Raw genomic sequence first — 12,146 nt, 5'->3', positions numbered from 1 at the left:
GCCATGCCACCACCAGCACCCCCACCCCAGGCCAGTCCCGAAGACGTGCCTGAACTCGTGGCCGCCGTGTTCGACGCCGCCCCGCTGCCTGAGCGCAAACGCCTGTTGGAGCTGATGATCCGTCCGCTGGGCGTTTTGTCGCTGGCGGCGGTGGCCAACGGCCTGTTTGCCCAGATCGCCCTGCGCAGCAACTGGACGCGCTTCCAGCTGCAGACCGAAGACGTGCAGAACGTGCAGTCCGACGATGTGTTCGCTCTGGCGCACTATGTGCAGCAGGTCAGCGTGCACTCCTTCGATGGCATGCGCCAGGTGCTGATGGGCTCGCCCGCGCTCATGGGGACCACAGCGGCGGCGCTGTTGCTCACCCTGCTGACCAAGGAAATCAAACGCCGCAACGCCCGCGCAGATACCGAAAAGGACTTTGATCCGCCGCTCTAGCCGGAGCGGTGAAATACATGAAATCGGGCTTTAGCCCCGATGGATATTGCGCAAGTAGCTACTTTTTCAGTAGCAATTATTTGCCAAGGAGTTGCGCCAGAACCAGGCGTGCGCTGGAGAGATTGGTGGCGCAGGGCACATCGTGCACGTCGCAGGCCCGCACCAGGGCGTTGATGTCGGGTTCGTGCGGCTGCGGCGTCATCGGGTCGCGTAGGAAGATCACCGCGTCCACCTCGCCTACCGCCAGGCGTGCGCCAATCTGCAGATCGCCGCCCCAGGGGCCGCTGAGCATGCGCTCCACCGTCAGCCCGACTTCGTCCACCAGCCGGCCCCCCGTGGTGCCCGTCGCCATAAGAATACATTTCTGCAGGGCCGGGGCGAACTCGCGGGCGAGCTCGACCATGGTGTCTTTCTTGCGGTCGTGCGCAATCAGCGCGATGCGGGGACGGTCGGAAGGCGTGGGAGTGGCGGGGGCGTTGTGCATGCCCCGCATGCTAAATCAAGAGCCGGCTGGAGCGCGGCACATGCGCCATCAAAAACTCCATCTGGTCCGCCAGGATGCGGCGGTTGCGCAGGATGAAGTCTTCCCACAGGCTTGGTACGTAGGGCGTGTAGAGCAGCGGCATGTGGGCCTGCTCGGGCGTGCGGTGGCTCTTGCGGTGGTTGCACGGTTTGCAAGCGGTGACCACGTTCATCCAGGTGTCGATGCCCTGCTGGGCAAAGGGAATGATGTGCTCGCGCGTGAGCTCGCTCTCGTGAAAATGGCCGCCGCAGTAGGCGCAGACATTGCGGTCGCGGATGAATAGCTTGGCGTTGGTGAGGCCGGGGCGCAGGTCGAAGGGGTTGATGTTGGGCACGCCGCGCGTACCGATGATGCTGTTGACCCGGATGACGGACTGCTGGCCGGTGACGGCGTTGTGGCCGCCGCGGAAGACGGCGACTTCGCCGCCAGATTCCCAGCGCACCTCACCAGCGGCGTAGTGAATCACCGCCTGTTCCAGCGAAATCCAGGACTGAGGGAGCCCCTGGGCCGACAACTTCAAGACTTTCACAAAGCGCCTCCATCAACGGTAAAACCTACCACCAACACGGACTGCAAAGGTCTGCCAGTGCGCACCGGACATGCGTCCGGGCCCTGCTAGGTGACAATATACCGTGTTTCCATGACAAATTGGCTTCAGGCCCCGGCCGGATTTGCGCGGCCTGCTATCAAAAAGATAACAACTCCATGAAGGTTTTTCGCGGTTTCAAGCATCCCGGCGTGGCTAGCGCCAGCGCCGTCACGATCGGCAACTTTGACGGCGTGCACCGGGGCCACCAGGCCATGCTGGCGCTGCTCAAGGGCGAGGCACAGCAGCGCGGTGTTCCCAGCTGCGTGCTGACCTTCGAGCCCCACCCGCGCGACTATTTCGCCGAATTGCACAAAAAACCCGAGCTGGCCCCCGCCCGCGTGGGCACCCTGCGCGACAAGCTCGAAGACCTGGCCAAGGCCGGCGTGGACCAGACCATCGTCCTGCCCTTCGATGCCCGGCTGGCAAACCAGAGCCCGCAGGAATTCATCGACCAGGTGTTGCTGGGCGGCCTGGGCGCGCGCTACGTGCTGGTGGGCGACGATTTCCGCTTTGGCAAGGCGCGCGCGGGCGACTACGCGCTGCTGGACGCCGCGGGAGACAACCAGGGCTTTGACGTGGCGCGCATGAACAGCTACGAGGTGCACGGCCTGCGCGTCTCCAGCTCCGCCGTGCGCGAGGCGCTGGGCCAGGGTCGCATGCAGGACGCAGCCCGCCTGCTGGGGCGACCCTACTGCATCAGCGGCCACGTGGTGCACGGGCGCAAGCTGGGCCGCACGCTGGGCTTCAAGACCCTGAACCTGCGCTTTGCGCACTGGAAACCGGCTGCCAGCGGCATCTTTGTGGTGCTGGTGCATGGCCTCTCGGACAAGCCGCTGCAGGGCGTGGCCAATCTGGGCGTGCGCCCCTCGCTGGACCCCACCGACGTGAACGGCGGGCGCGTGCTGCTGGAGACCCATTGCCTGGACTGGCCAGCCGCCCTGGGCCCGGAGGGGGCCTACGGTAAAATCATCCGCGTGGAACTGCTACACAAACTGCACGACGAACTCAAGTACGACGGTCTGGACGCCCTCACCCGGGGCATACAAAAAGACCGCGACGATGCACGTGCCTGGCTTGCCGCCCGAATTTGACGGGGCCCCCCGACGCACCTTGCCCCGCGTCTTGCCCCCATTGCTTGCCGTTGCGCCCACCGCAGGCCGTCCAACTCCCCTTGAGATTTGCCATGACTGACAAAGTTGATTACCGCAGCACCCTGAACCTGCCCGACAGCCCCTTCCCCATGCGCGGCGACCTGCCCAAGCGCGAGCCGGCCTGGGTCAAACAGTGGAACGAAGAAGGCCTCTACAAAAAACTGCGCGATGCCCGCGCTGGCGCCCCGCTGTTCGTGTTGCACGACGGCCCGCCTTACGCCAACGGCAAGCTGCACATCGGCCACGCGCTGAACAAGGTGCTCAAGGACATGATCGTCAAGAGCAAGCAGCTCGCCGGCTTTGACGCGCAGTACATCCCCGGCTGGGACTGCCACGGCCTGCCCATCGAAAACGCGATCGAAAAACTGCATGGCCGCAACCTGAGCCGTGACGACATGCAGGCCAAGAGCCGCGCCTTCGCCACCGAGCAGATTGACCAGCAACGCGAAGACTTCAAGCGCCTGGGCGTGCTGGGTGACTGGGAGCGTCCCTACCGCACCATGGACTTCAAGAACGAGGCTGGCGAAATCCGCGCCTTTAAGCGCGTCATCGAGCGCGGCTTTGTCTACCGCGGCCTCAAGCCGGTGTACTGGTGCTTTGACTGCGGCTCATCCTTGGCCGAATTCGAGATCGAATACGCGGACAAGAAGAGCGACACGCTGGACGTGGCCTTCGAATCCAACGATGCGGCCGGCCTGGCCAAGGCCTTTGGCCTGAGCGCACTGCCCACAGGCAAGCAAGCCTTCGCCGTCATCTGGACCACCACCGCCTGGACCATCCCCGCCAACCAGGCGCTCAATGCCCACCCCGAGCTGGAGTACGCGCTGGTGGACACACCCAAGGGTGTGCTGCTACTCGGCGCCAACCTGGTCGACAAGTGCCTGGAGCGCTTCGGCCTGACCGGCACCGTGCTGGCGACTGCCAAGGGCGAAGCCCTGCGCGGCCAGGTGTTCCGGCACCCGCTCTACGACTTGCCAGATAGTGGCAACGAATACAGTTACAAGCGCCTCTCGCCGCTGTACTTGGCTGAGTATGTGAGCGATGGCGACGGTACCGGCATCGTGCACTCCTCGCCGGCCTACGGCCTGGACGACTTCAACAGCTGCGTGGCCAATGGCCTGAAGTACGACGAGATCCTCAACCCCGTGCAGGGCAACGGCACCTACGCGCCGGATTTCCCGCTGTTCGGCGGCCAGCACATTTGGAAGGCCATCCCCGCCATCCTGGATGCGCTCAAGCTCGCCGGCCGCCTCATGTCCACCGTACCGATCCAGCACAGCTACCCGCACTGCTGGCGCCACAAGACACCGGTGATCTACCGCGCCGCCGCCCAGTGGTTTGTGCGCATGGACGAAGGCCCTGGCGTGTTCACCAAGGACAAGGCGCCCAAGACCCTGCGCCAGCTCGCGCTGGACGCCATCGAGCAAACCAGCTTCTACCCCGAGAACGGCAAGACCCGCCTGCGCGACATGATCGCCAACCGGCCCGACTGGTGCATCTCGCGCCAGCGCAGCTGGGGCGTGCCTGTGCCCTTCTTCCTGCACAAGGACAGCGGCGAGCTGCACCCGCGCACCATGGAAATCCTGGACCAGGCAGCCGACATCGTCGAAAAGGGCGGCATCGAAGCCTGGAGCCGTGTGACCGTGGAAGAGATGCTGGGTGCGGCCGACGCGCCGAGCTACACCAAGAGCACTGACATTCTGGAAGTCTGGTTCGATTCCGGCTCCACCTTCCAGCACGTGCTGCGCGGCAGCCACAAGGACGCCTACAGCGTGCCTCCCTTCCACGCCGAAGGCCCCGAAGCCGACCTCTACCTCGAAGGCCACGACCAGCACCGTGGCTGGTTCCACAGCTCGCTCTTGCTGGGCTGCGCGCTGTACGACCGCGCACCCTACAAGGGCCTGCTGACGCACGGCTTTGCCACCGACGGCCAGGGCCGCAAGATGAGCAAGAGCCTGGGCAACACCGTAGACCCGCAAACGGTAACCAGCAAGCTGGGCGCAGAGATTGCCCGCCTGTGGGTGGCCAGCACCGACTATTCGGGTGACCTGAACATCGACGACAAGATCCTGGCCCGCGTGGTGGATACCTACCGCCGCGTGCGCAACACGCTGAAGTTCTTGCTGGCCAACGTCTCCGACTTTGACCCGGCCAAGGACGCCGTGCCGGCCGACCAGCTGCTGGAAATCGACCGCTACGCGCTGAGCCGCGCGGCCCAGCTGCAGGCCGACATCCTGGCGCACTACAAGGTCTACGAGTTCCACCCCGTGGTCTCCAAGCTGCAGGTGTATTGCAGTGAAGACCTGGGCGCGTTCTATCTGGACATCCTCAAGGACCGCCTCTACACCACCGGCGCCAATAGCCTGGCCCGCCGCTCCGCGCAGACCGCGCTGTGGCAGATCACGCAAGCGATGCTGCGCTGGATGGCGCCCTTCCTGAGCTTCACGGCCGAGGAAGCCTGGGCCGTGCTGGGCGCCGAGGGCAAGACACCTGCGGCCAGCAAACTGTCCATCTTCATGGACGGCTATGTGCCACTGGCGGCAGCCGACGAGGCCTTGCTGGCCAAGTGGGACCGCATTCGCGCCGTGCGCGAAGCCGTTAACAAGGACATCGAAACCCTGCGCGCCGCGGGCCAGGTGGGTGCGTCCCTGCAAGCCGAAGTGACGCTCACTGTGCCTGCCGAGGAGCACGCCCTGCTCAGCAGTCTGGGCGAAGACCTGAAGTTTGTGTTCATCACTTCCGCTATCACTTTGGTAGCGGGTAGCGCACAATCCATCGCGGTTGCAGCCTCTAACGGCACCAAGTGCGAGCGTTGCTGGCACTACCGCAGTGACATTGGCGTGGACGCCGCGCACCCCACGCTATGCGGCCGCTGCACCAGCAACCTGTACGGCGCCGGCGAAAAGCGGGTGTTTGCCTGATGGCGCGCGGCGGCAAATCCCTGGGCGGCGGCTCCAGCAGCGGCCTGTGGCAGTGGCTGGGCCTGGCCTTCATCATCTTCCTGGTGGACCAGTTCACCAAGGTGCTGATCCTGGGCTACTACCACCTGGGAGACAGCACCTATGTAACCAGCTTCTTCAACGTGGTGCGCGTGCACAACACGGGTGCGGCCTTCTCCTTCCTGGCAGACGCTTCGGGCTGGCAGCGCTGGTTCTTCACCGGGCTGGGCGTGGTGGCAGCCGCCGTCATCATCTGGATGCTGAAGTCGCACCCCGGGCAGAAGCTGTTCAGCTTTGCCATGGCCTGCATTTTGGGCGGCGCCATCGGCAATGTGATCGACCGCCTGATGCACGGCTATGTGGTGGACTTTCTGGACTTCCACTGGAGCGGCATGCACTTTCCGGCTTTCAATATGGCCGACAGTGCGATTTCGCTGGGCGCAATTTGCCTGATACTGGACGAATTGCTGCGGGTGCGCAAAACCAAATAAGCCCAGGACGCGCCGCGCAGCACTGCAAGGATTCGATGTGACCCATTTATTGAATTTGTTTGCTGCCATCGCACTGCTGGTGTGGGGAACCCAGCAGGTGCGTACCGGTATCCTGCGCGTATTCGGCGCCAATCTGCGCACCATCCTCTCGCGCAGCGTGAGCAACCGCCTCGCCGCCGTCGTCTCTGGCATTGGCGTGACCGCCGTGGTGCAGTCCAGCACGGCCACGGCGCTCATCGTCTCCTCCTTCGTGGGCCAGGGCCTGGTCAGCCTGCCCGCCGCGCTGGCCGTGATGCTGGGTGCGGACATCGGTACCAGCCTGATGGCCGTGGTCTTCTCGCGCGATCTGTCCTGGCTCTCGCCCCTGTTTATCTTTATTGGCGTGGTCTTGTTCATTGCCAAGCAATCCACCACGCCGGGCCGCGTGGGCCGCGTGCTCATCGGCCTGGGCCTGATGCTGCTGGCGCTGCGCTTGGTCTCCGAATCCACCCATGTGCTGACCCAGGCGCCCGCCGTCAAGGCCCTGCTGGGAAGCCTGACCAGTGACCTGCTGCTGGAGCTGACCGTGGGTGCGGTGCTGGCCGTGGTGTCCTACTCCAGCCTGGCCATCGTGCTGCTCACCGCCACGCTGGCGAGCACTGGCGTGATCCCCATGGAGGTAGCGCTGGGTCTGGTCATGGGGGCTAACCTGGGTAGCGGCACGCTGGCCGTGCTGACCACGCTGCGCGCCAATGTGGAGACGCGCCAGGTGCCACTGGGCAACCTGGTCTTCAAGGTGTTGGGCGTGCTGGCCATCGTGCCGTTCCCCGGCGTCTGGATGCAGTACGCCAGCCCCTACCTGAACGATCCGGCCACGCTGGTGGTGGGCTTTCACCTGGCCTTCAATGTGGGCGTGGGCCTCGCATTCATCGGCTTTACCCAGGTGGTGGCGCGCTGGGTCGAACACTGGCTGCCCAAGCCGCAAAAGACCACCGTGGCCGGTCGCCAGCGCCATCTGGACCCCTCAGCCCTGGCCACGCCCTCGCTGGCCATCTCCTGCGCGGTGCGTGAATCCATGCACCAGGCCGATGTGGTGGAAGCCATGCTGCTGGGCACACTGACCGTGATGCGCGACAACGATCTGGGTCTCGCCAAACAGCTGCGCGAGATGGACGACACCGTCGATGAGCTCTACAGCGACATCAAGTACTACCTGACCAAGATTTCGCGCGAGGCCCTGGCCGAAAACGAGGCGCGCCGCTGGACTGACATCATCAGCTTCACCATCAACATGGAGCAGATCGGCGACATCATCGAACGCGTGGTGCAGGATGTGGAGGACAAGAAGATCCACAAGGGGCGCGAGTTCTCCGACGCGGGCCTGGCCGAGATCTGCGAGCTGCACAGCCGCCTGGTGGACAACCTGCGCCTGGGCATGAGCGTGTTTCTCAACGGCAATGTGCGCGACGCACGCCGCCTGCTAGAGGAAAAGACCCGCTTCCGCGACCTGGAGCGCCAGTACGCCGCCACCCACATCGCCCGCCTCTCCGACAACACGCTCTCCAGCATCGAGACCAGCTCCCTGCACCTGGACCTGATCAGCGACCTCAAACGCATCAACTCCCACATCTGCTCCATCGCCTACCCCATCCTCGATTCGGCTGGCGAACTGGCGCCGAACCGGCTGCGCATGAGCGAAGGGTCGGATAGAGGAAAATAGACACCATTGATCGCTGCCCCACCTTGGGCAGGCCGGGGGCACACCCCGGCATGGCACCCTAGACCCATACCCACCCATGCAAATGCTTTTCAAGAAACTTTGGCTCGCCGGCGCCGTGCTGGCAGCCTTCTCTGCCCCGGCCGCCATGGCCCAAAGCGAGGAAACCACGCCAACGTCCAGCGTGGTCCTGGCCCAAGCCGCACCTGCCCCTGCTGCCCCGGCAGACAACGCCGTCTCTACCCAGTTTGATCGCACGGTGAACAAGCCCGCCAATTGGTACTTCTCCTGGGGTTACAGCCGCCAGCAGTACGCGCCCTCCGACATTCGCGTTACCCAGCCCGAACTGGGCAACGACTTCACGATCCGCCAGGCGCGCGGTAGTGACTTTCCCTCCAGCATCCCTGACACGCTGAGTTCCCTCATCAACCTGGACTTCACCAACCCGCAAGAGAATCTGCGCATTGGCAAGTTCATGAATGAAGACAAGACCTTTGCGATCGAGTTCTCGCTGGACCACAGCAAGTACAACGTGGACCTGGGACAGACCGTGGCCGTGGACGGCACCATCAACGGCAGTGCCGCACCCGCCACCATGACGGTGGACGGGCAGAACTTCAACTACGCACTGCACAACGGCCTGAACCACGTGATGATCAACGCCGTCTGGCTGCGCCATCTGCGTGGCCCGCAGGACAAGCCTGGTGACCTGCAACTCATCAGCCGCGTGGGCGCCGGCATCCTGCTGCCGCATGCCGACAACACCATTCTGGGCAAGGCCAACGAAGTCGGCCCCAAGAACGAAAACATCTGCTGCTTCAACAAGAACGACTGGTGGCAGATCAACGGCTGGACGGCTGGCGTCGAAGTGGGTGTGCGCTACCGTGTCTACAAGAGCATGTTCCTGGAACTGACCCAGAAGTTCGCCTATGGCGTGCTGATCGGCGTACCCGTCTACAAGGGCACGGCCGACCAGAAGCTCTGGATGAGCGAGCAGGTGCTGTCGGCCGGTTTCCTCTTCTGACGCGGAACCGTCAAACATTCGTACAAAGGGCACCCTGGGGTGCCCTTTGTATTTACAGCGTCAGGATGGTGCTGCCCGTGGTCTGGCGGGCTTCGAGGTCACGGTGCGCCTGTTGCACATCTTCCAGGCGGTAGCGCTGGGCAATGTGGATCTTCACCTGGCCGCTGCCCACCACGGCAAACAGCGCGTCGGCCATGGCCTGGGTGCTCTCGCGCGTGGCGATGTGGGTGAACAGGGTCTGGCGGGTCACATAGATGGAGCCCTTGGCGCCCAGCACGCCGGGGGCAAACGGTGGCACCGGCCCGGACGCATTGCCGAAGCTGGCCATCAGGCCGAAGGGCGCCAGGCAGTCCAGCGATTTATCCCAGGTGTCCTTGCCCACGCTGTCATACACCACCTTCACGCCCTTGCCACCGGTGATCTCCTTGACCCGTGCGGCGAAATCATCTGCTGCGTAATTGATAGCATGTTGCGCACCATTGGCGATGGCTAGCTGGCATTTCGCATCCGAACCTGCGGTGGCAATCAGGTTCAGGCCCAGGGCCTTGGCCCACTGGCAGGCGATGAGCCCCACCCCGCCGGCCGCTGCATGGAAAAGCACAAAGTCGCCCGGGTTGAGGCCGCCCTGCGGCAGGGTGCGCAGCAGCAGGTATTGCGCGGTCAGGCCCTTGAGCATCATGGCCGCACCGGTCTCGAAGCTGATGCCATCGGGCAGCTTGCACACGCATTTGGCCGGCAACACGCGCACCTCGCAGTAGGCTCCGGGCGGGTTGCTGGCATAGGCCACGCGGTCGCCCACCTGCAGGTGCGTGACGCCCTCGCCCACGGCGTCCACCACACCAGCCGCCTCCATGCCCAGTTGCACGGGCAACTGCTGCGGGTAGAGGCCGCTGCGCTGGTACACATCAATGAAGTTCAAGCCCACCGCATGGTGGCGCAAGCGCACCTCGCCGGGGCCGGGATCACCCACAGTCACGTTCACCAGCTGCAGCTGCTCGGGGCCGCCGTGCTGGGTGATATGGATGGCGCGGGAGGCGATGGCGGTCATGGGGGGTCTCCTGAATCGGGGTTGGAAATTCTGCCGGGCATGTTGCCAGAAATGCGCGTCAGCCGCATGCCAGCGAGGGAATTCACGCCTTGCTACAGTCGCCCCCCATGACCCAACGCCTCACGCCTACTGCCATCGCCCTGCTTGTGATCCCGCCGCTGCTGTGGTCGGGCAATGCGGTGGTGGGCCGTGTGGTCGCGCCCCTGGTCTCACCCATCACGCTGAACCTGCTGCGCTGGGCGATTGCCTTTGTGCTGATGTTGCCCCTGGCTGGCGCCGTGCTGCGCCCGGGCAGCGTGCTGTGGCCGCAGTGGCGGCGCTTTGCGCTGCTGAGCCTGTTCAGCATCGGCGGCTACAACGCCCTGCTCTACCTGGCCCTCAATACCTCCAGCGCCATCAACGTGACTCTGGTGGGCGCGAGCACGCCGATCTGGATGCTCATCATTGGCCAGCTCTTCTTCAAGATGCGCGTCACCCGGCGCCAGCTGCTGGGTGCCTTGCTCTCGCTGAGTGGCGTGATGCTGGTGCTGGGCCGCGGCGACTGGCAGGTCATCACCCGTCTGCGCCTGGTACCAGGCGACCTCTATGTGCTGCTGGCCTCCATTGCCTGGGCCTTCTACAGCTGGCTGCTGGCGCACCCCACGCCCGAGTCGGCCCCCATTCGCGCCGACTGGGCGCGCTTTCTGCTCGCACAAATCGTGTTCGGCCTGGGCTGGTCGGCGCTGTTCAGCGCAGGTGAGTGGGCGCTGACGCCTGCCCATATCGACTGGAGCTGGCCGCTGGCAGCCGCGCTGGCTTTTATCGCCGTGGGCCCGGCCATCATTGCCTACGCCTCCTGGGGCGCGGGCGTGGCGCGCACGGGGCCGGCCGTGGCGGGGTTCTTCATCAACCTCACGCCACTGTTCACTGCCCTGCTCTCATCGGCCTTTCTGGGCGAAACGCCGCAGGCGTATCACGCGCTGGCCTTTGTGCTGATCGTCTCGGGGATCGTCTTGTCCTCACGCAAGTGAGGGCTGGCCCGCCCCGGCCGCAGATTCCTTCTCGGGCACATAGTGGGCGCTGCATGCCAGGATGGTGGCCGCAATCACAACCACCGTCATGGCGGCCGTCAGTGAGGCATGCTGGGCAATGCCGCCAATGAGCGGCGGGCCGACCATGAAGCCGCTGTAACCAATGGAGGACACCGCCGCAATGGCCGCCGCAGGCGTGGTCCCCGGCACGCGGCTCGCCGCGCTATACAGAATCGGCACCACCATGGCCAGGCCCGCACCCACCAGCGCATAGCCAAACAGCGAAACCCAGGGGTGGCCGCTGAGTAGCACCACCGCCATGGACACCGCCGTCAGGCTGCCGCTGGCGCGCAGCAGCAGGCGTTCGCTGTGGCGGGCACGCAGGCCATCGGCCGCAAAGCGCATCACCGCCATGGCGCCCGAGAAGGCCGCGTAGCCCAGGGCCGCACGGTCCTGCGGCATGTGCACCTCCTGCTTGAGGTAGAGCACACACCAGTCATACATCACGCCCTCGGCGCTCATGCCGGTAAAAATCAGCACGCCGATGATCAGCAACGCGCCATGCGGCCAGGCAAAGTGCGCCGCTCCGCTGCCACCGCCGGCAGGCGCCGGCGTGGGCAACATCCAGCGCGCCGCCAGCGGAATCCACAGCACCATGAGCAAGCCCACGGCCGTCAGCTGCCAGCTCGCCGGCATGCCCGCGCGCAACAGCGCCGCCGTCAGCGCCGCCCCCGTCATGCCGCCCACGCTGAACATGCCGTGCAGGCTGCCCATAATGGGCTTGCCACCCGCCGCCTCCAGCGCCGAACCTTCGGAGTTGATGGCTACGTCATAGACGCTGATGGACGAGCCAAACACCACCATGGCCAGCAGCAATAGCGCGTAGTGGGGCCAGTGCAGCACCAAGCTCAGCACGACCGCCATGGCCACGGAGCACAGCACCACGGCGCCACGGGCGCCCAGGCGGCCGATGAGTCGGCCCGCGAACAACAGTGCGGCCACAGAGCCCACCGCGGCCGCCACCAGCACCCCGGAGAGCGCGGCCTCGCCCAGCCCATAGGCTTCCTTGACCGAAGGGATGTGCACCCCCCAGGCGCCGGCGAACACGCCCAGGGCGGCAAACAGGCTGCGCGTGGCCCAGGTGGCCTCGCGGATTTGGGCGGGCGTGCCATGCGGCATGGAGGCCTTGTTCATGCCAGGCCCTTCAAAATAAGCTTTCTCTTGGTTTTCATGGGGA

The 12,146-nt window shown here is 64.8% G+C and carries 11 protein-coding genes; 7 read left to right on the top strand and 4 right to left on the bottom strand.

The features are described 5' to 3' along the window. The first annotated feature begins 3 nt into the window (after window positions 1–3). A complete protein-coding gene (locus tag AC1RNN_RS01430) occupies window positions 4–438 on the top strand; it encodes a hypothetical protein (RefSeq protein WP_493086618.1) in 435 nt (144 codons plus the stop codon). A gap of 76 nt (window positions 439–514) precedes the next feature. Here AC1RNN_RS01430 and AC1RNN_RS01425 read toward each other — a convergent pair whose 3' ends face one another. Both AC1RNN_RS01425 and AC1RNN_RS01420 read right to left on the bottom strand, forming a co-directional pair. Then, window positions 515–922, bottom strand: a complete 408-nt coding sequence (locus tag AC1RNN_RS01425) for a methylglyoxal synthase (RefSeq protein ID WP_493086619.1) — start codon at window positions 920–922, stop codon at window positions 515–517. 10 nt (window positions 923–932) lie between these two features. After that, window positions 933–1,490: an HNH endonuclease gene (locus AC1RNN_RS01420; RefSeq protein WP_493086620.1), complete on the bottom strand. Its 558-nt coding sequence runs from the start codon at window positions 1,488–1,490 to the stop codon at window positions 933–935. A gap of 176 nt (window positions 1,491–1,666) precedes the next feature. Here AC1RNN_RS01420 and AC1RNN_RS01415 point away from each other — a divergent pair, with 176 nt between their 5' ends. The 5 genes from AC1RNN_RS01415 to AC1RNN_RS01395 all read left to right on the top strand — a co-directional run bounded on the left by AC1RNN_RS01415 (window position 1,667) and on the right by AC1RNN_RS01395 (window position 8,851). After that, entirely contained in the window at window positions 1,667–2,641 is a 975-nt protein-coding gene (locus tag AC1RNN_RS01415; RefSeq protein ID WP_493086622.1) for a bifunctional riboflavin kinase/FAD synthetase, read from the top strand. A gap of 92 nt (window positions 2,642–2,733) precedes the next feature. Then, complete coding sequence (ileS, locus tag AC1RNN_RS01410) at window positions 2,734–5,622, top strand: isoleucine--tRNA ligase (protein WP_493086624.1); 2,889 nt, start codon at window positions 2,734–2,736, stop codon at window positions 5,620–5,622. After that, window positions 5,622–6,131 (top strand): signal peptidase II, encoded by a 510-nt coding sequence (lspA, locus tag AC1RNN_RS01405; RefSeq protein ID WP_493086626.1) that lies wholly within the window; start codon window positions 5,622–5,624, stop codon window positions 6,129–6,131. Before ileS ends, lspA begins: the two co-directional genes overlap by 1 nt. A 37-nt stretch (window positions 6,132–6,168) precedes the next feature. Further along, entirely contained in the window at window positions 6,169–7,830 is a 1,662-nt protein-coding gene (locus AC1RNN_RS01400; RefSeq protein ID WP_493086627.1) for a Na/Pi cotransporter family protein, read from the top strand. 76 nt (window positions 7,831–7,906) lie between these two features. Continuing rightward, window positions 7,907–8,851 carry a hypothetical protein gene (locus AC1RNN_RS01395; protein WP_493086628.1) on the top strand — a complete coding sequence of 315 codons (945 nt, stop codon included), beginning with the start codon at window positions 7,907–7,909 and terminating at the stop codon, window positions 8,849–8,851. Window positions 8,852–8,903: 52 nt separating this feature from the next. On the opposite strand, the gene AC1RNN_RS01390 is transcribed toward AC1RNN_RS01395, so the two are convergent. Beyond that, window positions 8,904–9,899, bottom strand: coding sequence for a quinone oxidoreductase family protein (locus AC1RNN_RS01390; RefSeq protein ID WP_493086629.1), 996 nt, complete (start codon window positions 9,897–9,899; stop codon window positions 8,904–8,906). 107 nt (window positions 9,900–10,006) lie between these two features. On the opposite strand from AC1RNN_RS01390, the gene AC1RNN_RS01385 reads away from it, so the two are divergent. Beyond that, entirely contained in the window at window positions 10,007–10,909 is a 903-nt protein-coding gene (locus AC1RNN_RS01385) for a DMT family transporter (RefSeq protein ID WP_493086631.1), read from the top strand. Here AC1RNN_RS01385 and AC1RNN_RS01380 read toward each other — a convergent pair. Beyond that, on the bottom strand, window positions 10,898–12,103 hold the full coding sequence (locus AC1RNN_RS01380) for an MFS transporter (RefSeq protein WP_493086633.1): 1,206 nt from the start codon (window positions 12,101–12,103) through the stop codon (window positions 10,898–10,900). The genes AC1RNN_RS01385 and AC1RNN_RS01380 overlap by 12 nt on opposite strands. Window positions 12,104–12,146: the final 43 nt, after the last annotated feature.

This window comes from Rhodoferax sp. GW822-FHT02D07 (assembly GCF_058802405.1).
Note: the sequence above shows the minus strand (reverse complement) of the source record. Positions and strands in the feature narration are given on the sequence as shown.